The sequence below is a fragment of the Pseudomonas syringae group sp. 247E2 genome, assembly GCF_032587795.1.
Taxonomy (GTDB): domain Bacteria; phylum Pseudomonadota; class Gammaproteobacteria; order Pseudomonadales; family Pseudomonadaceae; genus Aquipseudomonas; species Aquipseudomonas amygdali.
On the sequence record NZ_JAWHPK010000025.1, the window covers coordinates 307,241 to 330,171 of the forward strand.

Consider the following 22,931-nt stretch of genomic DNA (forward strand, 5'->3'; position numbering starts at 1 on the left):
TAAGCATGACCTTTTCCGAATTGATCGATGCGGTGCGTCGCGACCCGCGTGCTGTCACGATCCCTGCCGAATGGTCCCAGGGGCGCGCCTGCTTTGGCGGGTTGATGGCGGCGCTGACCTATGAAGCGATGCGTGCCGAGGTGCCGGAAGGGCGCCCGGTTCGCTCGCTGGCGATTACCTTTGTCGGGCCGGCCGAGCCGGGCGTACCGATTGCCTTTGACGTTGAAATTCTGCGTCACGGCAAGGCTGTCAGTCAGTTGTCGGGGCGCGCCATGCAGAACGGTCAGGTGATGACCCTGATACAAGGCAGCTTCGGCGCACCCCGTGAGTCGATGATTGCGGTTGCAGCAGAGGCCGCGCCAGTGCTCAAGCCGGTAGAACAATGCCCGGAGCTGCCTTTTGCCAAGGGCGTGATGCCCGACTACTTGCGTTTCATGGACATTCGTTGGGCGCTGGGCGGCATGCCATTCAGCAATACCCCGTCACCGGCAATTGGTGGTCATGTGCGTTTTCGTGATGAGGCGCATGCCAGCCCCATGAGCGAGGCCCATATTCTGGCGCTGGTCGACACCTGGCCGCCTGCGGTATTGCCGCACCTCAACAAGCCCGCACCGGGCAGTTCGCTGACCTGGACCATCGAATTCGTCCAGCCACAGCCGGTGCTCGATACGCTGCAATGGTGCAGTTATCGCGCAGTCATCGAACACGCCCGGGATGGCTATGGTCACACCGCAGCAGCGTTGTGGAGCCCCGACGGCGAACTGATCGCAATCAGCCGCCAGACGGTGACGGTGTTTGGCTGACTGACAAGGCAGGTCAATATTTCCGGGCGGAGCGGGCAGCGTCCTTGCGCTGAAAACCCAGCGCAGCCAGCAGGCCGATCACACCGATGGCAATCGATGGCAGGCTCTCGGAGAACAGGCCGTTGAGTATCAGCAGGGCCGCCAGAATGAACAATGGTACGGCAATCAGGTACATGGCCAGGCTGGCCGAGTGCTCCTGATTGTCGTTGCTGTCACGCCATTGATTGAGCTGCAGATCGGAAAGTGGCTTGTTCATGCGGCGGTCCTCTTAAGGTTAGCGCTTGTTCAGGGCAACGCGTAAAGCGCCGTTCAATGCCTGAAGCATAGGCCCGCCTGCCGATCGCTGACGATTCAAGCGTGTCTATCGCCGCGATAGTCTGTTACAACTTGAGCTGGCCGATCGCAGCATTCAGCTCGCCCGCCAGCGTGGCGAGTTCGTCACTGGTGCTGGCCGAGTCCACGGTCTGCACCACCGTGCGTTCGGTGACATCGCGGATACTCACCACCGCACGGTTCATTTCCTCGGCCACCTGACTTTGCTGCTGCGCGGCGACGGCAATCTGCGTATTGCTTTCGCGCATCTGTGCCACGGCACCGGCAATGGCCGCCAGCGCTTCGCCCGCTTCCTTGGCCTGCTGCACGCATTCATCGGCCTTGTACGAGCTTTCCTGCATGAAATCCACCGCATCGCGGGTGCCGCTTTGCAGGGTCGAAACCATTGTGGTGATTTCATCGGTCGAGGTCTGCACCCGTTTGGCCAGATTGCGCACTTCGTCGGCTACCACGGCAAAGCCGCGACCCATTTCCCCGGCGCGTGCGGCTTCGATGGCGGCATTCAGGGCCAGCAGGTTGGTCTGTTCGGCAATGCTGTGGATCACGTTGACCACGCCGTTGATCTTCTGGCTGTCCTGGGCCATGCGCTGGATCATTTCGGCGGTCTGTTGCACGCCGCTGGAGAGCCCGGCGATGGATACCTGCACGCGGTCGACCACTTCCTTGCCACTGCCCGCCAACGCGTCGGCGGTCTGCGACTGGTCGCGTGTGGCCGTGGCGTGCTGGGCAATGTGATGGACCGTGGCGGTCATCTCGTTGATTGCCGTGGCTACCTGATCGGTTTCGCTTTGCTGACCGAGCATGCCCTGGCGCACATCCTTCATGCCCGCAGCCAGATGCGCGGCACCCTGATCGAGTCGGCCTGCGGTTTGCGAAACTGTATTGACCACCCGCTGATACCCGGCCTGCATGGCATTGAACGCCTTGGCCATCTGCCCGACCTCATCGTCACTGCGGTTAGGCACGCGGGCCGCCAGATCGCCGCTTTTTTCGACGTGCAGCATCACATCCTTGAGCGCGTTGAGCTGGCTGAGCAGAAAACGGATCAGCAGTTGCGAGGCGCAGAGCATCAACAGCATCAGCACGAAAACCGCGGCTGCGTAATGGCTGAAGCGATCTTGAAATACCTGCAGGAAGGTCGGAGCAAAAGCCAGCACCGCGACCTGCTGGCCGGTGCTACGGGTGAAGATCTGCGCACCGCTCAGCAGTCTGTCGTTGGCTGGTTTATTCAGCGCAACCCAGTCGCGGGCGTCTGCCAGTTCCGGCAGCGCGAGGGTATTGAAGGTCGGTGTCTGACCTTTGTTGTAAGTCAGCAACGTATCACTGGCGGGCAGCACTGCGTCGGCAGGCCACGCGGCCAGCAAGCGGGCCTGAGCTTGCGCTGCCTGACGTGACGTATCTACTCGTGCCTGCTGTTCTGCTTGCATGGCGTAAAGCACCAGCAACAGGGTTGTGACGAAGGCGACCGCATTCACGGCCCAGAATTTATATTTCAGTGACAGGTTGCCAAGCCATGAGCCCATGAGCGGTCTTCTTTGATGGTCGTGTGAGGTAGCAGCAAGATGCCATCACGATGCCTCAGCCATCAAAGAGACCCTTGATGCGGGTCAAGGAAGCTGCAGATTTTCGCCGGTTATCTGTTCCAGTGTGGGTAAATCGAAAAACTCACGCGCGCAGGCCGTGCTGTGACGGGCGAGATCTTCCTGGCTTTCGCCTCGATGCAAAGCCACTTCGCGCAAGACTTCCGGTAGGTAAGCGGGTTCGTTGCGGCCATTTTTCGGCTTCGGGCGCAGGCTGCGTGGCAGAAGATAAGGCGCATCGCTTTCCAGCATCAGCCGGCCGCGAGGAATATTGCCCACCAGCGGGTGCAGATGCGTGCCGCGTCGCTCATCGCAGATCCAGCCGGTGATACCGATGTGCAGGTCGAGGTCCAGATAACTGAACAGCGCGGCGCGTTCGCCAGTAAAGCAGTGCACCACCGCAGCCGGCAGACGGTCGCGGTAGTCACGCAGAATCTCCAGTAGGCGCTGGTTGGCGTCACGTTCATGCAGAAACACCGGCAATTGCAGTTCCACCGCCATGGCCAGGTGCGCTTCAAGAACCTTTTCCTGCTGCGGACGAGGCGAGAAGTCGCGATTGAAATCCAGGCCGCATTCACCCACGGCGCGAACGCGATTTTCCTTGAGCAGCGCATGCAACTGTTTCTCGGTGTCACCGGTCCAATCGCTCGCCGAGTGCGGGTGGATGCCTGCCGTGCAGAACAGGCGTTGCGCGCTTTCATCCAGTTCGTGACACAGCTGCAAGGCGTGTTCGCTGCCCTCGACGCTGGTGCCGGTCACCACCAGTTGCTCGACGCGTGCGGCATAGGCGCGATCGAGTACCGCCTGTCGTTGCGAGGCGAAGCTTGCGTTGGTCAGATTGACGCCGATGTCGATGAGTTGCATGGTGCTACCTCCAGCTGAAGGCTGTCGAGCATACCAGAGCTCCGGCCACAATAAGAAAACGCTGGGTATTCAAGCGATTGAGCCGGATGGTTCAACGATTTCCTTCGCTGTTCGATGCTGCTGCGTGACCTCAAGATTTCCTTTTTCCTGTTTTTTTTCCGGCGTTGCCCTGGGGAAGTGAATGATCCGATCCGCGCTTGTGTCTTTTATGTGTCTGTTGGCGCTGCTGCCGCTGCAGGTTTCTGCTCGTCAGACTGGCCCACAGGCCGTGCAGCACAACGCGCAGGTGCGCGATCTGCCTGCCATTCGCAGCAGCAAGGTGCTGCGCGTGCTGGTCAATCAAAGCCGCAACAGCTCCGGTGACGTCAAGGGTCAGGAAATCGGCATCGAATATCATCGCCTGCAAGCCTTCGAACAGTACCTCAACAGCCATTCGCGCGGCGCTCAGAAGGTCACACTCAAAGTCATACCCAAGGCCAAGAACCAGTTACTGACAGCGTTGCAGCGCGGCGAAGGCGATATGATCGCGCCTGGCGAACTGCTTGATGTCAGCGAAGCCAAAGGTGTTCAGGCCAGTGCGCCGATCATTCATGATGTGCCTCTGGTGCTGGTCGGCACGCGTGGCCAGCGCAACGTACGGCGTGTGGAGCAACTGTCGGGACATACACTGAGCCTGCCCACCGGCAGCGCGGCCGACGAGGCCCTGCATCAGGTCAATCGGCAACTGGAGCTGCGCAAGCTGCCGCTGGCCAAGATCGAATGGGTCGACCCTAGCCTGGCAGTCGAAGATGTGCTGGAGATGGTCCAGGCCGGTATTTACCCGATGACACTGGTCGAGCAGCCTATTGCCGAGCGTTGGGCGAAGATCATGCCCAAGCTGCGTATCGAGCGCGGCCTTACCTTGCAGACCCACGGCGACATCAGCTGGTTTGTACGCGACAACGCAACCCAGCTGCGGGCCAGTGTCGATGATTTCCTCAAAGGCTATAAACCTTCGGCTCAGCAGGATCAGGTGCTCGCCAAGGCTTACAAAAACACCTACAAGGTCAACAACCCGCTGGTACGCAACAACCTGCAACGTCTTGAGCAACTGCGTCCGATGCTGCAACGCCACGCCGATGCGCAGGGTATGGACTGGCTGGACCTCGCTGCCCTGGCGTTCAAGGAGTCGAAGCTCGACCCGGCGGCCAAGGGCAGTGGCGGCGCGACAGGGCTGTTGCAGATCACTCCGTCGGCGGCAAAAAGCGTCGGGGTGCCGAGCATTCAAAGCGCTGACGACAACGTCCGTGCAGGTTCGCGTTACATGGCGCTGATCCAGCGCAAGTATTTCTCCAGCAGCCGAGTCAACGAGCGCGAGCGTATGGCGTTTGTGATGGCCGCCTACAACCTGGGGCCGGAGCGTGTGCAAGGCATGCGCGAGGAAGCGCGGCGGCGGGGGCTCAATCCAGATCAGTGGTTTTTCCAGACCGAGCGCGTGGCAATGGAGCAGGGCGGTGCCAACGTCGTCGCGTTCGTCAACAGCGTGAACAAGTATTACCTGGCATTTGATCGCGAGCGAGACTCGCTGGAAAAGAGTGGGCCGAAAACCGCCGTAAAACGCTAATCATCGATTTATTGGATTGTTACGTGCTGTTATTTGCGGTTTTCACATAAGTAAATTTGATTATGATGGCGCCACGTTCACTTAATCAATCCCGGAAATTACCCACATGAACACAATGATCAAATCGGTTCTCAGCACTCGCGCCGGTTACGGCCTTACCCTGTTGCGCGTTATTGTCGGTATTGCCTTTATCGCTCACGGTAGTCAGAAGCTGTTCGGGGCCTTCGGCGGTTATGGCCTGGAAGGCACTGCGCAGTACATGGAAGGCCTGGGCCTGACACCGGGTTATCTGATGGCGCTGATGTCTGGCAGCGCCGAGTTCTTTGGCGGTCTGGGCCTGCTGTTGGGGCTGCTGGCTCGTCCGGCTGCGGTAGTGGTGATCCTGTTGTTGCTGGTAGCGATCTTTACCGTGCATATCCATAACGGTTTCTTCATGGCCAATAACGGTTATGAGTATGCGCTGGCGTTGCTCGGCGGCGCTCTGGCAGTGCTTATTGAAGGTGCAGGCAAGTTGTCGCTGGACCGCGTCATCTCCCGATAACCGGCTATGCTTGTCCTGCAAGGCCCGCTTCTGGCGGGCCTTGTGCGTTTGCAGGCTCGCGTCACGGATGACGATTGACAATGAATGGGGCGTTTCTCTAGGATGCGTGCTCAAGCGCCGATTTAACAACTACTTGCGGGGCGCCTGGCAAGGCTCAGGTCTTGTCGAAATACCGCTAAAACGTTGGTTCGGTGTTGCCTCTCACCGCTGCCCAGCGGATCTTGCGAGGCAGAGATATAACCATGAACAACCTGCGCCCCCTCATTCGTCTTTCCCCTATCAGCACGGTCTTGTCACGCAAGAACCCGAAAATCCTTCTGAGCGGCTCTCATCAGCCTACGCTGTTGCGCTATCTCGATGGCTGGCCTCGTCGGGGCGCTGGTAACTGTGCGTTTCTAATTCAGTTTGTCGATACGAACTCGTCGTTGAGCCACTTTGGCAACGATGAGTTCGACCTGGCGGTGGTGCAATCGCCGCAGGCTGACGACGTCGAGCAGCTCATTTGTGACCTGACGCGTATAGCCCGTCAGGGCCTGATTACGCTGGGTTGAAACAGCGGACGTATTCAATTGGCATAGAAGGCATATTGCTGGCCCCCGGCCTGTGAACTGACAGGCAAAATCGCCGCCTTATCAAAGGATTAGGTGGTTTTCGCATGCGTTTGGTCTATTGTGCTCTGGCGTGCCTGACGCTTTCCGGGCTGGCTTTTTCCGTTCAGGCCAGAAACGCGACGGAGAACGAGCGTTATCTTTGTCGCTGGGGCTCGACCATTGCCGGTGGTGCGCAGGCTTCCAAGCTGTCAGGCGTTACCCGTTACGGGGCGCGGCAAAAGCTGCAGGCGCGCAAGTTCGCCAAACAGTGGATGCGACCCATGGCATTGCGTATCACCGAGCAGACCTACGACAGCGAGTCGCGTTTGAAGCCTGATGCTGTCAGCAAGGTGTATTACGACGGCTGCATCCAGCATGAGGTGGCGCGTCGCTGACTTTTTATGCCTGTCGAACTGATTTTTGCAGGGCTGGAGAAACGTCTTGAGTACAAAGATCATCACCAGGGGCGGGCATGAAGCCCTGAAGAAAGAACTCGATTACCTGTGGCGAGAGCACCGGCCTGACATTACTCAAAAGGTCGCCTGGGCAGCGTCGTTGGGTGATCGCAGCGAGAACGCGGATTACCAGTACAACAAGAAACTGCTGCGCGAGATCGACCGGCGCGTGCGCTACCTGCGCAAGCGCCTTGAAGACATGCGTGTCGTCCACTATTCGCCGGAGCAGGAAGGGCGAGTGTTCTTCGGTGCCTGGGTCGAGATCGAGAACGAAGCGGGCGACCTCAAGAAATTTCGCATTGTCGGGTATGACGAGATCTACGGGCGCAACGATTACATTTCCATCGACTCGCCCATGGCGCGCGCCTTGTTGAAGAAGGAAGAGGGCGATGAGGTGCTGGTCAACACGCCGGAAGGCGAAAAGCTGTGGTTCGTGAATTCGATTGTTTATGAGCAGTGAGGCCGGACGCACAGCGTCGTAGTCCGGCCAGTCGAGCTCAACCCTCGCGCAGTACGGTCAACGGGCTGACGTTCAGTGCGCGGCGTGTGCCGAATACGCCAGCGCCACCCACCAGTAGGGCACCGATTACCGGCAGCAGCAATAGCCACGGATGCGGCTGCCATTCCAGTGAGAAGGCGTAGCGGTACAGCACGAAGCTCACCAGCTCACAGCCCAGCGCCGCCAGCACGCCGCTGGCAGCCCCCAGCAAACCGAATTCGATGCGCCGTGACTTGATCAGCAGTGCCCGCTCTGCGCCGAGTGCACGCAGCAGCGCGCCCTGACGGATGCGTTCGTCCAGGGTCGCCTGCAACCCGGAGAACAGCACGGCAATACCGGCCGCCAGAACAAACAGCAGCACGAATTGCACGGCCAGCGTGACCTGATCAAGAATACTGCGCACCTGCGCCAGCAAGGCCTCCACTCCCAGAATACTGATCGACGGGTAGGCCCGCGACAGCTCGACAATCTGTTTATCCTGGCCAGGCGGCAAGTAGAAACTGGTCAGGTAAGTGGTGGGCAAATCAGCCAGGGTGCCAGGCTGGAAGATCATGAAGAAGTTGGGCTGGAAGGTATCCCAGTTCACGTCCCTCAGGCTGGTGACTACGGCTTCACGCGTAAGGCCACCGACAATGAAGCTCAGGCGGTCGCCCAGCTTGATCTTCAGGCTCTCGGCCAGCTTGGTCTCGATCGATACCCCGGGCGTCGCGTCGCTCTGGCCTGAGGCCGGCAGCGCCTTCCACCAGTTACCGGCAGTCAGGGTATTGCCTTCGGGCAAATCGGCGGCCCAGGTCAGGCTAAGGTCGCGGCGAGTGGCGTTCTCACCACGCGAGTCCTTGGTCACGAAGTTGCCCACCGGTTCACCGTTGATGCTGGTCAGACGTCCCGGCACTACTGGGTAGAGCGGAGCCGAGTGGGTGGACAGCTTGCTCAGGGTCTGGGCGAAGTTTTCTTTCTCTGATGGCAACACATTGAGCACGAAATAGTTTGGTGCGTCCTTGGGCAGCTGGTTTTGCCAGGTGTCGAGCAGTTCACCGCGCAGCAGCGCGATCAAACCCATCGACAGCAGGATCAGGCCGAAGGCCAGAGATTGACCGGCAGCGGCCAGCGGGTAACGCAGCAGTTGCCCCAGGCCCAGCCGCCAGGGCAGCGACGCACCGGCCAGCAGGCGGCGCAGGCTGTTAAGCGCCAGCAGCAACAGGCTGCCCAGTATCAGCGCGGCGACGACGCCACCGCCCAACAGGGCAAAGGTCAGCACCAGGTCCAGGCTCAGGCGCCACATGATCAGGCCCAGCGCGAACAGCGCCGCGCCATACACCAGCCATGAGCTGGCGGGGATCGGCAGCATGTCACGGCGTAGCACGCGCAGCGGCGGCACGCGACCCAGTGCTGCCAGCGGTGGCAGGGCGAAACCGGCCAACGCCACCAGCCCGGTGCCCATGCCTGCCAGCGCAGGCAAAATGCCGCCCGGAGGTACGGCGGCCGGCAATAGATTTTGCAGCAGTGCAAATAACCCCAATTGCGCCAGCCAGCCCAGCAGCGCGCCGCTCAGGCTGGCCAGCAGGCCGATGATCGCCAGTTGCAGGCTGAACAGGGTCATGGTCTCGCCGCGTGACAGGCCCAGACAGCGCAGCAGGGCGCTGGCATCGAAGCGCCGTGCGGCAAACCTGGATGCCGAAAGCGCCACGGCAACGCCCGCCAGCAGTACGGCCACCAGGCTCGCCATATTCAGATAACGTTCAGCCTTGCCCAGCGCGCCACCAATCTGCTGACTGCCATCGCGGGCGTCCTTGATTTCCTGATGCGGTTCCAGAGTCGGCTCGATGGCTTTACGGTAGGCGGCCAGCGCTTCGGGCGGGCCGCTCCACATTTCCCGGTAGCTGACTCGGCTGCCCGGTTGCACTACGCCGGTAGCGGCGAGATCCTGGAGATTGATCATCACCCTCGGGGTCAGGCTGTAGAAGTTGCCCGCACGGTCTGGCTCGTACGTCAGTACCCGAGTCAGTTTCAGGGTTTTCGAGCCGACGTCGATATCATCACCGACCTTCAGATCAACGGCTGGAAACAGTCGTGCCTCGGCCCAGGCTTCACCGGGCCTGGGGCCGCTGCCAGCCTGCTCGGTCTGATACAGGTCCGCTGCGCTTTTAAGCTCGCCGCGCAGTGGGTAAACGTCATCCACTGCTTTGATGCTGGACAATTGGATACCGGCATCGGTGGCGATCACGCTGGAAAAGATCACGATCTGCGCATGCTTGAGTTGCAGGCGCTTGCCTTCCTCGACCTGCTCGGCGCGCGCCGGGCTGGAACCCTCAAGAATCAGATCAGCGCCAAGAAACTCGGTCGCCCGCAACAGCATTGCGCCGTTCAGGCGCGCGCCGAAGTAACCGATGGCGGTGCTGGCAGCCACGGCTACCAGAAGGGCAAAGAACAACACCCGCAACTCTCCGGCGCGTGCATCGCGCAGCAGTTGGCGGGCGGCGAGGCTTAGCAGACGGGCAAAAGGCAAACGTGCCATCAAGGCTCCAGCGGGGCGACCAGTCGGCCCCCTTCAAGACGGATCAGGCGGCGGCAGCGATGCGCCAGACGCTCATCGTGAGTCACCAGCACCAGCGTGGTGTTGCGCTCCTTGTTCAGTTCGAACAGCAGGTCGCTGATACGCTCGCCAGTGTGGCTGTCCAGGTTGCCGGTGGGTTCGTCGGCAAACAGTACGTCCGGGTCGGCGGCAAACGCGCGGGCGATGGCGACACGTTGTTGTTCGCCTCCGGACAACTGACGCGGTGTGTGGGTCAGGCGCTGGCCAAGGCCTACGCGCTCCAGCAGGTCGCGAGCCTTTTCGCGGGCGTCCTTGCGGCCTTCAAGCTCCATCGGCAGCATGACGTTTTCCAGCGCATTGAGGCTGTCGAGCAACTGGAATGACTGAAATACAAAACCGACGTGCTCGGCGCGTACTCTGGCGCGCTGGTCTTCATCCAGCTCACTCAGGTTGCGGCCCGAGAGGATGACCGAACCGGAGCTGGGCAGGTCAAGCCCGGCAAGCAAGCCGAGCAGGGTGGATTTGCCCGAACCGGATGCACCGACGATGGCCAGTGTGTCGCCCTTGTTTAGTTCCAGGGAGAGTTCGTGCAGGATGGTCAGGTCACCTTCGGTGCTGGGGACTACTTTGCTGAGGCTTTGGGCACTGAGAATACTTTCACTCATGGAGAATCCGATGCGTGCGTTGTTTTTAAGTGCTGGCCTGGGGTTACTGCTGCTGTCACAGGGCGCGTTGGCGGGCACGGTATTGATCGTTGGGGATAGTATCAGTGCGGCTTTCGGACTGGATACCCGCGTGGGGTGGGTCAGCCTGCTGGAGCAGCGTCTGAGCAAGGAGGGATTCGACGACAAGGTGGTCAATGCGTCGATCAGTGGCGACACCAGTGCCGGGGGCCTGGCGCGTTTGCCTGCGCTGCTTGCAGAGCATAAGCCGGAACTGGTTATTCTCGAATTGGGTGGCAACGACGGACTGCGTGGCCAGCAGCCCGCTCAATTGCAACAAAACCTTTCATCGATGATCGACAGCTCTCGGGCAGCCGGTGCGAAAGTGTTGCTGCTGGGTATGCAGATACCGCCCAACTACGGGCCGCGTTACACCAACGCGTTCAAAGAGGTTTACAGCAACCTGGCCGAGCAGAAAAAAGTCCCGTTTGTGCCCTTCTTTCTGGAAGGTGTGGGCGGAGTGCCCGAACTGATGCAGGCTGATGGTCTGCATCCGGCGGCGGCTGCTCAGGGCAAGTTGCTGGAAAATGTCTGGCCGAGCCTGAAACCGCTGCTTTGAGGCTTTCCCGGACGGGGGCTTTCGGCTAATGTGGCGCCCCCGATCTGGAGCCCCCCATGCCGCGTCCCGCCTGGTCCCTGTATGCCTATCAAATGCTTGAGCCCCATGAGCAGCTGGATCTGTTCGCCTGTCAGGAAGTGCGCGTCCATCTGATTGCTCGCCAATTGGAGCTGGGCGGCTCGATCGACCGGACGTTGTGTGGCACGTTGTTGCCTGCCCAGCCGCAGATGCGCGCCGTCGAACTGCAAGCCATGCGCGATGAGCGCCTGTGCCCGCTGTGCAAGGCCATCATGGATGCGCAGCGCAGGGGCATGAACCCGATCTGGCCTGAGCTCTAGCTGTCATGACTGCCTGAAGGCCAACCGCAGATATCCCCGATCCTGCAAGGGCCGGTGTACACTTCAGGTCTTGTTTCCATCTCTTTAGTCGTTACCCGAAGGATCTTCCCGGATGTTGTCGCGCATACCAGCCGTTACCCGCTGTCTGTCGCTTGCTGCTCTGTGCGCGGCGAGCTCTGTCCATGCTCTGGAGTTTCCGTTGCCGCCGCCCGGCGAGGACATCGTGGGCCAGGTGCAGGTCATCAAGGCCAAATACGAGGACACCTTTGCTGATCTGGGCACAAAATACGATCTGGGTTATCTGGAAATGATCGCGGCCAACCCTGGTGTTGACCCCTGGTTGCCGGGTGCAGGCAAGGACATCGTGCTGCCGACCCGCTTCATTCTGCCGCCGGGCCCGCGCGAAGGGATAGTCATCAACCTTGCCGAGTACCGCATGTACTACTACCCCAAAGGGCAGAATGTCGTGCATACCTATCCGCTGGGTGTCGGTCGTGAAGGCTGGGGTTCGCCCATCGGGGTGACCAAGGTAACGGCCAAGACGCCAAACCCGACCTGGACGCCACCTGCCTCGATCAAGGCCGAGCATGCTGCCGATGGTGATCCGCTGCCTGACGTAGTGCCCGCCGGTCCGGATAACCCGCTGGGGCCGTTCAAATTCGGTCTTGGGCTTTCCGGCTACCTGATCCACGGTTCGAACAAGAAGTTCGGTATTGGCATGCGCACCAGTCATGGCTGTTTCCGCATGTACAACAACAACGTGCTGGAACTGGCCGACATGGCTCCGGTCGGTACGACCGTGCGAATCATCAGCGAGCCCTACAAATTCGGCATCAGTGGCGGCAAGATTTACCTTGAAGCACACACACCGGTAGATGATCTGGGCAACCCGTCGGTTGTCGACAAGCACACTGCGGTCATTAATGCGTTGCTCAAACGTGACGACCTGGCCAACAACCTGCGCATGAACTGGGACGTAGTACGCGATGTAGTTGCGGCCGAAGACGGCATGCCGGTGGAAATCGCAGAACCGGGCAAAGCGCCTGCGAGTGCTGAAGAGCCTGTGATTTTTCAGTAGTCCAACCTGTTCGCGCGCCAATGCTATGCCTTACACAACGGTTCTGCGAAATCAGGCGAATGACCATCGTGCCTACGCTCCGCGTAGACACGCAACTCGTGACGCTCCGCGTCACATCTGTGCTGCCGCACAACATCCACGCCTTACGCGCAGCCGCCGCCAGAGCAGTGCTTTTCAACCGCGATGGCACAGACGACGCAGAGTGCGACGTTAGTGACGGCTGAGCCCTGACGCTGATCCGGGGGATGCGAGGCAGGACGCCGAGCAAGCCGCACCGGGCCAAGGATGGCCCGTTGCGGCGGCCCCCGGATCAGTGACAGGGCGAAGGAACCCGACGAAGTCGGGCCGGAAACAGGAGCGAGGACTTTGCCTACTTTGGTCCCTCAAAGTAGGGCGCCGTAAGGGCGCAAAGGTGACCTGAGCTAGAAACATATATCACTGATGTCTCGGAACCGCTGTGTGACGCGGAGCGTCACGAACTGCATTCCCACGCGGAGCGTGAGGAACGAGCGGCGTCTGGGATAACAAAGGTGACCTGAGTCGAACCCCGATCCACCTGACAGCGCAGAACCGCCGTGTGACGCAGAGCGTCACGAACTGCATTCCCACGCGGAGCGTGAGGAACGAGCGGCGTCTGGGATAACAAAGGTGACCTGAGTCGAACCCCGATCCACCTGACATCGCAGAACCGCTGTGTGACGCGGAGCGTCACGAACTGCATTCCCACGCGGAGCGTGAGGAACGAGAGGCGCCTGGGATAACAAAGGTGACCTGAGTCGAACCCCGATCCACCTGACATCGCAGAACCGCCGTGTGACGCAGAGCGTCACGAACTGCATTCCCACGCGGAGCGTGAGGAACGAGCGGCGTCTGGGATAACAAAGGTGACCTGAGTCGAACCTCAATCCACCTCAAGTCGCAGAACCGCTGTGTGACGCGGAGCGTCACGAACTGCATTCCCACGCGGAGCGTGAGGAACGAGCGGCGTCTGGGATAACAAAGGTGACCTGAGTCGAACCCCGATCCACCTGACATCGCAGAACCGCCGTGTGACGCAGAGCGTCACGAACTGCATTCCCACGCGGAGCGTGAGGAACGAGAGGCGTCTGGGATAACAAAGGTGACCTGAGTCGAACCCCGATCCACCTGACATCGCAGAACCGCTGTGTGACGCAGAGCGTCACGAACTGCATTCCCACGCGGAGCGTGAGGAACGAGAGGCGTCTGGGATAACAAAGTCACCCAGCCAGATAACAGGCATAAAAAAAGCCGACCCGTTGCCGGATCGGCTTTCAATAATCCCGGGGGATTATTACTTGCGGCTAGCTTTGTCCAGCATGCGCAGAGCGCGCTCGTTGGCTTCGTCAGCAGTTTGCTGAGCTTTTTGAGCAGCAGCCAGAGCTTCGTCAGCCTTGCGGTAGGCTTCGTCGGCACGTGCTTGCGAACGAGCTGCTGCGTCTTCGGTAGCTGTCAGACGAGCTTCGGTTTCTTTGGATACGCTGCTGCAACCGGTAGCCAGAACTGCGGCCAGAGCCAGAGCAGAGAATTTCAGAACGTTGTTCATCGTGTTCACCTTCAAGGAATTTTGTTCAAATTAGTCATCTCTCGAAAATGAGAAAACGACCGGCGTACATAGTACCCATTGTTTGTAGTAAGTAAACGGACCCAGCGCAAGAAGCTGCTAAAATTCCCTGCTTTGAAAGTGTTCCGCGTTACTTCTCAAGCGTTCTGTACAAAAACTATCCACTTTCACTGGACCCCCCGCCTGTATCGGCGGTTCCTCGGGACTCGCTTGAACATCTGCAAAAACCTTACATGTCTGACTGTCGGTCGGTGCGGGAGCATTTCCAGGCGTTTTTAATCCAACTGCGCTTGAGGATATCCGGCAATGGTGCCTACTATCTGAATGTGATGTACGTCGAGATCGGCAATGCTCTTACCGGTGTCGAAAACAGGCACTGGGCGGCGTAGATGTTCCTTCGCCTGAAAAAGACCGGTAAGGTAGGGGTCAAATTCCAAGACCCGCGAGGAGTAACGATGAGCGAGGCGTTGTCCATCCACCATGACGAAGTCGGCCACCATTTCGAAATCATTATCGACGGCCACCGTGCCTACCTGACGTACATGGATCTCGGCAAGCAGACGCTGGATTTCTACCGGACCTTTGTGCCCGATGCCTTGCGTGGACGCGGTATAGCCGCCGCCCTGACCAAGGAGGCCCTGGACTATGCAGGCAGCATGGGCTACTCCGTCATACCGTCCTGCTCTTACGTCGAGCGATACATGGAACTGCATGACCTGCAGTCCCAGGCGGCCAAGCTCTGATACATCGAGCTTACTGACCGTCAGCATGAAAAACGCCGAGCATATGCTCGGCGTTTTCGTTATTGCAGGTTAATCAGTCAGGCAGTTACTTGCGCTTGCGAGCGGGCAGTACAGCCTTGAGTTTCGCGTGCATGCTGCGCAGGGTTTTTTCAGTGCTTTCCCAATCGATGCAGGCATCGGTAATGGATACGCCGTACTGCAATTCCGACAGGTCCTTCGGAATCGCCTGACAGCCCCAGTTCAAGTGACTCTCGACCATCAGGCCGATGATCGATTCGTTGCCTTCCAGAATCTGGTTGGCGACGTTTTCCATCACCAGCGGCTGCAGGGCCGGGTCCTTGTTGGAGTTGGCGTGGCTGCAGTCGACCATGATGTTCGGGCGAATGCCGGACTTGTTAAGGGCCTGTTCGCACAGCGCGACGCTGACCGAATCATAGTTGGGTTTGCCATTACCGCCGCGCAGCACGACATGGCCGTAGGCATTGCCCTTGGTGGTCACGATCGATACGCCACCTTCCTGATTGATACCGAGGAAGCGGTGCGGGCTCGAGACCGATTGCAAGGCGTTGATGGCAACGGTCAGACCGCCGTCGGTGCCGTTCTTGAAACCGACTGCCGACGACAGGCCGGAAGCCATCTCGCGGTGAGTCTGGGATTCGGTGGTGCGCGCGCCAATGGCCGACCAGCTGATCAGGTCCTGCAGATACTGCGGGGAGATCGGGTCCAGTGCTTCGGTGGCGGTTGGCAAGCCCATTTCAGCCAGGTCCAGCAGCAACTGGCGACCGATGTGCAGGCCATCCTGGATCTTGAACGAGTCATCCAGGTATGGGTCGTTGATCAGGCCTTTCCAGCCCACGGTAGTACGTGGCTTCTCGAAATAGACGCGCATGACCAGATACAGCGTGTCGGACACTTCTGCCGCCAATGCCTTGAGGCGCTCGGCGTATTCCTTGGCTGCCTTCAGGTCGTGGATCGAGCAGGGGCCGATCACGATGAACAGGCGGTGATCATTGCCATCGAGGATGTTGCGAATCACCTCGCGGCCCTGGCTGACGGTGTGCAGGGCGGCGTCGGTCAGAGGGATGTCGCGCTTGAGCTGATCCGGGGTGATCAGAGTCTCGTTGGAGGCAACGTTAAGGTCGTCAATCGGTAAATCAGCCATCGTGTTACTCATCAGGTCGCGGGTACTGGCCGCCAACGGTACCCCGTGCGGCGGTGCCCAGCAGGTTTGAGCGCAGCGGGGAGCCGAACCTTAGCGCGTTATCGCGCTGTTCGACAATAAGTAAACGAGGTATCGGGCAGGTTACGGGTAACTGCCCGCCGGGCCGCGCTGCTGTATTGCAAGACAATCCGCTGCGACGGATAGTGTATGGCCCGAAATAACCTGACAGCCAAGGGAGAGGTCATGAGTGTTGATTCCCGTCGTCCGCGTGTCGGCGTTATAGGTACCGGTGCCATCGGCGGCTTTTACGGGCTGATGCTGGCGCGTGCCGGATACGACGTGCATTTTCTGCTGCGCAGCGAGTTTGAGGCGGTGGCGCGCGAGGGGTTGCAGGTCAATAGTGCCGTGCATGGCGACTTGCATCTCAAGCCCGTTCAAGCCTATCGCTCGGCGGCTGACATGCCGCCTTGCGACTGGTTGCTGGTGGGCACCAAGAGCACCGGCAACGCCGCGCTGGGTCCGATCATCAGCCAGGCTGCTGCGCCGGACGCCAAAGTGTTGCTGCTGCAGAACGGTCTGGCCGTCGAAGATCAGTTGCGCAGCGTGCTGCCCGACAGCCTGCATATATTGGGCGGGCTATGTTTCGTCTGCGTCAACCGGGTTGCGCCCGGCGTCGTCGCTCATGAAGCCTTCGGCGCGGTCAGTATCGGCTATCACAGCGGCCCGGCAGGCGACGAAGCGAGCCGCATGGCGGTCGTCGAAGCCTGCGCGGAGCTGTTCAAGACGGCCGGCATCGACGCCCCTGTCATGGCTAATCTGCAGCAGGCCCGCTGGCAGAAGCTGGTCTGGAATGTGCCCTACAACGGTCTGTCGGCTTTGTTGCAGACCAGTACCAGCCAATTGATGACCGACCCTGACAGTCAGGCATTGATCCAGGCGCTGATGGATGAAGTGGTGCAGGGTGCCCAGGCCTGTGGTCATGCCTTGCCGCCGGGGTTCGCGCAGCATCTGTTTACCGTGACCCAGAGCATGCCGGACTACAGGCCCAGCATGTATCACGACCTGGTCGAGAAGCGGCCACTGGAGCTTGAAGCCATTTACGCCCGGCCCCTCGCAGCCGCGCTTGCCGCAGGGTTTGACATGCCCCGCGTGCGGGCGCTTTATCAGGCACTGGCATTTATTGACCGTGCCAACCGCTCGGCAAACGAGGAATGATTCATGAAAGAGGCTGATGGCCATAAGCTGGTCCTGGCGATTTCATCGCGGGCGCTGTTCGATCTTCGCGACAGCCACGAGGTGTATATGGCCGACGGCGTGGAGGCCTACCGCAAGTATCAGATTGAGCACGAGGATGAGATTCTCGAACAGGGCGACGCTTTCCCATTGGTTGAAAAACTTCTGAGCCTCAATTCCAGCCTGGACAAGGCGCGCGTGGAAGTGGTGCTGGTGTCGCGCAACAGCGCCGATACCGGCTTGCGGGTCTTCAACTCGATCCAGCATTACGGCCTGGACATCAGTCGTGCTGCCTTTGCAGGCGGACGCAGTCCTTATCCTTATCTGGCGGCGTTTGGCTGCCATCTGTTTTTGTCGACCCACGCCGAGGATGTGCGCAGCGCACTGGATGCCGGTTTTGCTGCGGCGACCATCCTTTCAGGCGGTGCACGACGTGCAGCCAGCGCCGAGCTGCGTATCGCGTTCGACGGTGACGCCGTGTTGTTTTCCGACGAATCGGAGCGGGTTTACCAGAGCGGCGGCCTGGCTGCCTTTCAGGCCAGCGAGCGTGAGTCGGCGCGCGAGCCGTTGCGTGGCGGCCCCTTCAAGCCGTTTCTCGCCGCGCTCTACCAATTGCAGCGCGAGTTTCCCGACGCGAGCTGCCCGATTCGTACCGCGCTGGTCACGGCCCGCTCTGCACCCGCACATGAACGGGTGATCCGCACCTTGCGCGAATGGGATATTCGTCTCGACGAGTCGTTGTTTCTCGGCGGCTTGCAGAAGTCGGCTTTTCTTGAGGCATTTGCCGCCGATGTGTTTTTCGACGATCAGCCCGGTCACTGCGAAAAGGCGCGTGAAGTGGTGGCAACCGGACATGTTCCGCATGGCATCAGCAATGAATTAACGCCGCTTGCCGACGGCAGCTGAGAAGTCTGTCGTCGCAGCCGATGATGCGCTGCTACGCTGAGTCAATCTCCGCCATTCCGGTTGTTCGGGAGGTTGTATGGTTCGTTCGATGCTGTATGCCACAGACCTTGGTCTGTACGCGCCTTATGTAACGCAGCACGCGCTGGCGCTGGCTCGAACGTTCAACGCAGGGCTGTATGTAATCCATGTCGTTGAGCCGATGGGCCTGTTCGCCGAGTCGGTACTGCAGAGTCATCTCGGCGAGGAGGCGTTGAAAGAACTTCGTGGCAAGGGGGTCAATACGTTTCTGGACGCCATAGAGCAGCGAGTGCTCGACGGGTTTCGTGAGGAGCTGGGGGACGGCCACGCGGACCTTTCCCTGATCCGTACGATACGTGTCGTTCAGGGAGAACCTGCCAGTGTGATTATCGAGCAGGCGCACAAGCTGGAGGTGGATTTGCTGGTGGTGGGCAGTCACAGCCGCAGGATAGAAGAGGGCACATCGATAGGCCGAACGGCTGCCAGGGTCCTGCAATTTTCCGATGTGCCGGTCTACATGGTTCCGATGATGTTGAAAAAGGAGTGAGGGTAAGGAAAGGAAGGTTCAATTGGTGGTTTTAGTGAAATCGAGCGTGCGATCACCTTACAAAGGTGATAAAAAGTTCTAGAATTATTCGTCTCACCATTAATCCAGTTATATACCGTCGCTGATACCCATAGGGTTTATCTGCTTTGAGGGATACATATGAAGCTCCAACAACTGCGCTACATTTGGGAAGTGGCGCACCACGACCTCAACGTTTCTGCGACGGCCCAGAGCCTTTACACCTCCCAGCCAGGCATCAGCAAGCAGATTCGTCTGCTTGAAGACGAGCTGGGCGTCGAGGTTTTCGCCCGTAGCGGCAAGCACCTGACGCGCGTGACACCCGCAGGCGAGCGGATCATCACCACCGCAGGCGAGATTCTGCGCAAGGTCGAAAGCATCAAGCAGATTGCTCAGGAGTTCTCCAACGAGAAGAAGGGCACACTGTCGATCGCAACCACTCACACCCAAGCGCGTTATGCGTTGCCGTCGGTTATCAGTAATTTTATCAAGCAGTACCCTGACGTGGCCCTGCACATGCATCAGGGCTCGCCAATGCAGATCGCCGAAATGGCCGCTGACGGGACGGTCGATTTCGCTATTGCCACCGAAGCGCTTGAGCAGTTCAGCGATCTGGTAATGATGCCGTGCTACCGCTGGAACCGTTGCGTCGTTGTGCCACAGGGCCACCCGTTGACCAAGGTACCCAAGCTCACCCTGGAGCTGCTGGCCGAGTACCCGATTGTGACTTACGTATTCGGTTTTACCGGCCGCTCCAAGCTCGATGAAGCGTTCAGTCATCGGGGACTGGTGCCCAAGGTCGTGTTTACGGCTGCGGATGCTGACGTGATCAAGACCTACGTCAGACTGAATCTGGGCGTGGGCATTGTTGCAAGGATGGCGGTCGACGAAGAGGTCGACAGCGATCTGGTGGTACTGGACGCCAGCGACCTGTTCGAGTCCAGCGTGACCAAGATCGCTTTCCGTCGTGGCACCTTCCTGCGTGGCTTTATGTGCGATTTCATCGAAAAGTTCGCCCCGCACCTGACCCGCGAAGTCATGGCCAAGGCGATTCAGTGCCACAACAAACAGGAAATGGAAGAGCTGTTTGCCAACGTCGAATTGCCGGTGCACTAGTAGCAGCGGCAAGCTTTTGGCTACAAGCCGGAGCCAGAGCCTTACGCGCTCTGACTTGAGGCTCGCAGCTTGAGGCTTGCCGCTCGCAACGTCAGTTGCGCGCTATCAGGTTGCCTGCATGCAGCCCGCATTCCTTCTGTGTGGCTTCTTCCCACCACCAGCGACCTTCGCGTTCGTGCTGGTTTGGCAATACCGGGCGGGTGCAGGGTTCGCAGCCGATGCTGATGAAACCACGCTCGTGCAGGCTGTTGTAGGGCAGTTCCAGCATGCGGATGTAGCCCCAGATTTCTTCGCTGCTCATCTGCGCCAACGGGTTGAATTTGTACAGCGTGCGTTCGGCGGTCGAGAACGCGCTGTCGATTTCCAGCGCGGCAACGGCGCTGCGTGTGCCAGGGCTCTGGTCGCGGCGCTGGCCGGTGGCCCAGGCTGTGACGCCAGACAGTTTGCGGCGCAGCGGCTCGATCTTGCGGACGCCGCAGCATTCACCATGACCATCCCGGTAAAAGCTGAACAAGCCTTTTTCCTTGACGAAGGGTTCGAGCTTGCTCTGGTCCGGCGAGATGATTTCGATCTCGATCTTGTAGTGGTCACGGACCTGTTCAATGAAGCGATAGGTTTCCGGGTGCAGGCGCCCGGTGTCGAGACTGAAGACCTTGACGTTTTTGTTCAGTTTCCAGGCCATGTCTACCAGCACGACGTCTTCGGCGCCGCTGAAGGAGATCCATAGTTCATCACCGAAGTGTTCGAAGGCCAGTTTCAGAATGTCTTGTGCAGACTTGTTCGCATAGGTCGTCGCCAGTTCAGCGACGTCGAAAGGTTGGCTCATCAGGCGGCTTCCTAAAATGCAAGAGTGGCGCTTAAGCGCTCGTGATGGTGGCAATGGTAACAAAATCCGCTGTTCAGTGGCCGTTACCAGAGGCTAGAGTGCTGCCTGCGTTGATAGTCAAAGCCTTGAGGAGTGCGCTGTGGAAATTGCCTGTCTGGACCTTGAAGGTGTGCTTGTCCCGGAAATATGGATCGCCTTTGCCGAAAAAACCGGTATCGAATCACTGCGCGCAACCACTCGGGACATTCCCGACTACGACGTCCTGATGAATCAGCGCCTGCGTATTCTCGATGAGCACGGTCTGAAACTGTCGGACATTCAGGAAGTGATCGCCACCCTCAAGCCGCTGGAAGGTGCAGTGGAGTTCGTCAACTGGTTGCGCGAGCGTTTTCAAGTAGTGATTCTGTCCGACACCTTTTACGAGTTCTCGCAGCCGCTGATGCGCCAATTGGGGTTTCCGACCCTGCTATGTCATCGCCTGATCACCGATGAAACCGGCCGTGTCGTCAGTTACCAGTTGCGTCAGAAAGATCCCAAGCGTCAGTCGGTACTGGCGTTCAAAAGCCTGTACTACCGGATCATTGCGGCGGGCGACTCCTATAACGACACCACCATGCTGGGCGAGGCCGATGCCGGTATCCTGTTTCATGCCCCCGACAACGTGATCCGCGAGTTTCCGCAGTTTCCGGCGGTGCATACCTTTGATGAGCTGAAAAAAGAGTTCATCAAGGCGTCGAATCGGGATCTGGCGCTCTAGACGCAGGGCTTACACTTCTGGTTCCTGCGCAAGATCGGACGCGGAGCGTCCAGAAAGGCATGCCAACGCGGAGCATTGGCACGATAGTCGGAGCGAGGTAGGCGTATCGCGCAGTATCTCAGAGCGCCTCAAGCGTTTTCAGCAGCACGCGGACCTTGGTGAAGGTTTCCTGATATTCAGCCTCGCAGCTCGAGTCCGCCACAATGCCGCCGCCGCCCCAACAGGAAATGCGCCCATCCTTGACCAGCAGGCTGCGGATGGCGATCGAGCTGTCCATTTCGCCGCGTACGTCCAGGTACATCAACGAGCCGCAATACAGGCTGCGTCGGGTCGGCTCCAGCTCGTCGATGATTTGCATGGCGCGGATCTTCGGCGCGCCCGTGATGGAACCACCGGGGAAGCTGCCACCGATCAGGTCCAGAGCATCGTTGCCAGCGGCCAGCTCCCCGGTCACGCTGCTCACCAGATGGTGCACGTTGGGGTAGCTTTCGAGGCTGAACAGCTCGGGGACTTTCACCGAGCCGATGCGGCAACTGCGGCCGAGGTCGTTGCGCAGCAGGTCAACGATCATCAGGTTCTCTGCGCGGTCCTTTTCGCTGGCCAGCAGCTCGTTGGCGAACGCGGCATCCTCTGCGGCGTCCGGGCTGCGCGGCCGCGTGCCTTTGATGGGGCGGGTTTCGACCTGTCTGGCGCTGACCCGCACGAAGCGTTCCGGAGAAAGGCTCAGGATTGCATCGTGCCCCGGCAGGCTCAGGTAACCGGCGAACGGCGTCGGGCAAGCCGCTCGCAGTGCACAATAAGCGGCCCACGGGTCGCCCGTACACTGCGCCTGAAAGCGTTGCGCGAAGTTGACCTGATAACAGTCACCCGCCTGGATGTAGGCCTGAATACGTTCGAAAGCCTGTCGATAGTGATCCGCGCTGATGCTGGCCTGAAACGGCTGGCTGAGGCGGAACTCCGTGTGCGGCTCAGGGATATAGACAGAGAACAGATCAATCAGCCGTTTGCGCTCGCTTGCGTGCAGGGACGGGTGAAAAATCAGCTGACTGGTCTGCTCCTGATGATCACTGATCAGCGCCCAGGCGTAGAGCCCCAGGCGCGCTTCGGGCAGTTGCAGGTCGTCGACGGCCTGATCCGGTAGCGGTTCCAGGCGTCGACCAAACTCATAGCTCAGATAACCGATCAGGCCGCCAGCGAAGGGCAGTTCGCACCCGTCAGGCAATTGCGCTGTGCCGAGCGCTTTGAGACTGTCGCGCAACCGCTGGAGATAGGCGGCCCCATTCTCGTCATCGGCAACGGTCAGTTCCTGCAGCGGCCATGCACTGAGCAGGTCATATCGGCCGCGCTCGGCGGTCGGCCTGCCGCTGTCGAGCAGCACCGCGCCCGGCGCTTCGCGGATTCGCGCAAAGAACGCGATCGGGTCGGCGCTGTAGGGCAGGGGGTGTATCGAACAGATCTGCATCGTCGAATATCGGTCTTGGAAACGCGGCTGGCGATTGTAGCCTTGCCGATGCGGCAGTCCTAG

General features: G+C 59.6%; 24 protein-coding genes. 15 read left to right on the plus strand and 9 right to left on the minus strand.

Annotated elements, in window-relative coordinates; translation table 11 throughout:
- Positions 1 to 5 precede the first annotated feature (5 nt).
- Positions 6 to 803, plus strand: coding sequence for a thioesterase family protein (locus tag RYC18_RS21570; protein ID WP_316886807.1), 798 nt, complete (start codon positions 6 to 8; stop codon positions 801 to 803).
- 13 nt (positions 804 to 816) lie between these two features.
- Here the strand turns inward: RYC18_RS21570 and RYC18_RS21575 are convergent, their stop codons facing one another.
- The 3 genes from RYC18_RS21575 to RYC18_RS21585 form a co-directional block, all read right to left on the minus strand.
- The gene (locus RYC18_RS21575) at positions 817 to 1,059 is read right to left on the minus strand and encodes a hypothetical protein (RefSeq protein WP_016981044.1); all 243 of its coding nucleotides are present in this window, start codon (positions 1,057 to 1,059) and stop codon (positions 817 to 819) included.
- A gap of 124 nt (positions 1,060 to 1,183) precedes the next feature.
- Positions 1,184 to 2,659, minus strand: coding sequence for a methyl-accepting chemotaxis protein (locus RYC18_RS21580; RefSeq protein WP_016981045.1), 1,476 nt, complete (start codon positions 2,657 to 2,659; stop codon positions 1,184 to 1,186).
- Positions 2,660 to 2,743: 84 nt separating this feature from the next.
- Positions 2,744 to 3,580, minus strand: coding sequence for a TatD family hydrolase (locus tag RYC18_RS21585; protein ID WP_117139855.1), 837 nt, complete (start codon positions 3,578 to 3,580; stop codon positions 2,744 to 2,746).
- Between the two features lie 181 nt (positions 3,581 to 3,761).
- Between RYC18_RS21585 and RYC18_RS21590 the strand changes: the two genes are divergently transcribed.
- The 5 genes from RYC18_RS21590 (at position 3,762) to greB (ending at position 7,229) form a co-directional block, all read left to right on the plus strand.
- Positions 3,762 to 5,183 carry a transglycosylase SLT domain-containing protein gene (locus RYC18_RS21590; RefSeq protein WP_117139854.1) on the plus strand — a complete coding sequence of 474 codons (1,422 nt, stop codon included), beginning with the start codon at positions 3,762 to 3,764 and terminating at the stop codon, positions 5,181 to 5,183.
- A 106-nt stretch (positions 5,184 to 5,289) separates the two neighbouring features.
- Entirely contained in the window at positions 5,290 to 5,724 is a 435-nt protein-coding gene (locus tag RYC18_RS21595) for a DoxX family protein (protein ID WP_117139853.1), read from the plus strand.
- 242 nt (positions 5,725 to 5,966) lie between these two features.
- Complete coding sequence (locus tag RYC18_RS21600) at positions 5,967 to 6,275, plus strand: hypothetical protein (RefSeq protein ID WP_002553010.1); 309 nt, start codon at positions 5,967 to 5,969, stop codon at positions 6,273 to 6,275.
- 104 nt (positions 6,276 to 6,379) lie between these two features.
- Complete coding sequence (locus tag RYC18_RS21605) at positions 6,380 to 6,709, plus strand: hypothetical protein (RefSeq protein ID WP_002553011.1); 330 nt, start codon at positions 6,380 to 6,382, stop codon at positions 6,707 to 6,709.
- A gap of 46 nt (positions 6,710 to 6,755) precedes the next feature.
- On the plus strand, positions 6,756 to 7,229 hold the full coding sequence (greB, locus tag RYC18_RS21610) for a transcription elongation factor GreB (RefSeq protein WP_057433546.1): 474 nt from the start codon (positions 6,756 to 6,758) through the stop codon (positions 7,227 to 7,229).
- Between the two features lie 37 nt (positions 7,230 to 7,266).
- On the opposite strand, the gene RYC18_RS21615 is transcribed toward greB, so the two are convergent.
- Together RYC18_RS21615 and RYC18_RS21620 are read right to left on the minus strand one after the other, a co-directional pair.
- Positions 7,267 to 9,783 carry an ABC transporter permease gene (locus tag RYC18_RS21615; protein ID WP_316886818.1) on the minus strand — a complete coding sequence of 839 codons (2,517 nt, stop codon included), beginning with the start codon at positions 9,781 to 9,783 and terminating at the stop codon, positions 7,267 to 7,269.
- Positions 9,783 to 10,466, minus strand: a complete 684-nt coding sequence (locus tag RYC18_RS21620) for an ABC transporter ATP-binding protein (RefSeq protein ID WP_004664748.1) — start codon at positions 10,464 to 10,466, stop codon at positions 9,783 to 9,785. The genes RYC18_RS21615 and RYC18_RS21620 overlap by 1 nt, the downstream gene beginning before the upstream one ends.
- Before the next feature lie 10 nt (positions 10,467 to 10,476).
- Here RYC18_RS21620 and RYC18_RS21625 point away from each other — a divergent pair, with 10 nt between their 5' ends.
- The 3 genes from RYC18_RS21625 (at position 10,477) to RYC18_RS21635 (ending at position 12,498) form a co-directional block, all read left to right on the plus strand.
- The gene (locus RYC18_RS21625; protein ID WP_057404358.1) at positions 10,477 to 11,082 is read left to right on the plus strand and encodes an arylesterase; all 606 of its coding nucleotides are present in this window, start codon (positions 10,477 to 10,479) and stop codon (positions 11,080 to 11,082) included.
- 56 nt (positions 11,083 to 11,138) lie between these two features.
- On the plus strand, positions 11,139 to 11,420 hold the full coding sequence (locus tag RYC18_RS21630; RefSeq protein WP_002553016.1) for a hypothetical protein: 282 nt from the start codon (positions 11,139 to 11,141) through the stop codon (positions 11,418 to 11,420).
- 112 nt (positions 11,421 to 11,532) lie between these two features.
- Positions 11,533 to 12,498, plus strand: coding sequence for a L,D-transpeptidase family protein (locus RYC18_RS21635; protein WP_016981050.1), 966 nt, complete (start codon positions 11,533 to 11,535; stop codon positions 12,496 to 12,498).
- A gap of 1,312 nt (positions 12,499 to 13,810) precedes the next feature.
- On the opposite strand, the gene oprI is transcribed toward RYC18_RS21635, so the two are convergent.
- Positions 13,811 to 14,062, minus strand: coding sequence for an outer membrane lipoprotei OprI (gene oprI, locus RYC18_RS21640; protein ID WP_002553018.1), 252 nt, complete (start codon positions 14,060 to 14,062; stop codon positions 13,811 to 13,813).
- 473 nt (positions 14,063 to 14,535) lie between these two features.
- Between oprI and RYC18_RS21645 the strand changes: the two genes are divergently transcribed.
- Positions 14,536 to 14,823 carry a GNAT family N-acetyltransferase gene (locus RYC18_RS21645; RefSeq protein WP_002553019.1) on the plus strand — a complete coding sequence of 96 codons (288 nt, stop codon included), beginning with the start codon at positions 14,536 to 14,538 and terminating at the stop codon, positions 14,821 to 14,823.
- Positions 14,824 to 14,908: 85 nt separating this feature from the next.
- On the opposite strand, the gene RYC18_RS21650 is transcribed toward RYC18_RS21645, so the two are convergent.
- Entirely contained in the window at positions 14,909 to 15,985 is a 1,077-nt protein-coding gene (locus RYC18_RS21650; protein ID WP_054995703.1) for a 3-deoxy-7-phosphoheptulonate synthase, read from the minus strand.
- Between the two features lie 243 nt (positions 15,986 to 16,228).
- Here RYC18_RS21650 and RYC18_RS21655 point away from each other — a divergent pair, with 243 nt between their 5' ends.
- The 4 genes from RYC18_RS21655 (at position 16,229) to cysB (ending at position 19,823) form a co-directional block, all read left to right on the plus strand.
- Positions 16,229 to 17,200 carry a putative 2-dehydropantoate 2-reductase gene (locus tag RYC18_RS21655; RefSeq protein ID WP_316886819.1) on the plus strand — a complete coding sequence of 324 codons (972 nt, stop codon included), beginning with the start codon at positions 16,229 to 16,231 and terminating at the stop codon, positions 17,198 to 17,200.
- A gap of 3 nt (positions 17,201 to 17,203) precedes the next feature.
- The gene (locus RYC18_RS21660; protein ID WP_316886820.1) at positions 17,204 to 18,124 is read left to right on the plus strand and encodes a 5'-nucleotidase; all 921 of its coding nucleotides are present in this window, start codon (positions 17,204 to 17,206) and stop codon (positions 18,122 to 18,124) included.
- Positions 18,125 to 18,200: 76 nt separating this feature from the next.
- The gene (locus tag RYC18_RS21665; protein WP_005746089.1) at positions 18,201 to 18,689 is read left to right on the plus strand and encodes a universal stress protein; all 489 of its coding nucleotides are present in this window, start codon (positions 18,201 to 18,203) and stop codon (positions 18,687 to 18,689) included.
- Positions 18,690 to 18,848: 159 nt separating this feature from the next.
- Complete coding sequence (gene cysB, locus RYC18_RS21670) at positions 18,849 to 19,823, plus strand: HTH-type transcriptional regulator CysB (RefSeq protein ID WP_002553024.1); 975 nt, start codon at positions 18,849 to 18,851, stop codon at positions 19,821 to 19,823.
- Between the two features lie 91 nt (positions 19,824 to 19,914).
- Here the strand turns inward: cysB and RYC18_RS21675 are convergent, their stop codons facing one another.
- A complete protein-coding gene (locus RYC18_RS21675; protein ID WP_002553025.1) occupies positions 19,915 to 20,649 on the minus strand; it encodes a phosphoadenylyl-sulfate reductase in 735 nt (244 codons plus the stop codon).
- Between the two features lie 139 nt (positions 20,650 to 20,788).
- Between RYC18_RS21675 and thrH the strand changes: the two genes are divergently transcribed.
- On the plus strand, positions 20,789 to 21,406 hold the full coding sequence (thrH, locus tag RYC18_RS21680; RefSeq protein WP_002553026.1) for a bifunctional phosphoserine phosphatase/homoserine phosphotransferase ThrH: 618 nt from the start codon (positions 20,789 to 20,791) through the stop codon (positions 21,404 to 21,406).
- Positions 21,407 to 21,524: 118 nt separating this feature from the next.
- On the opposite strand, the gene pabB is transcribed toward thrH, so the two are convergent.
- Positions 21,525 to 22,868: an aminodeoxychorismate synthase component I gene (gene pabB / locus RYC18_RS21685; RefSeq protein ID WP_316886821.1), complete on the minus strand. Its 1,344-nt coding sequence runs from the start codon at positions 22,866 to 22,868 to the stop codon at positions 21,525 to 21,527.
- Positions 22,869 to 22,931 lie beyond the last annotated feature (63 nt).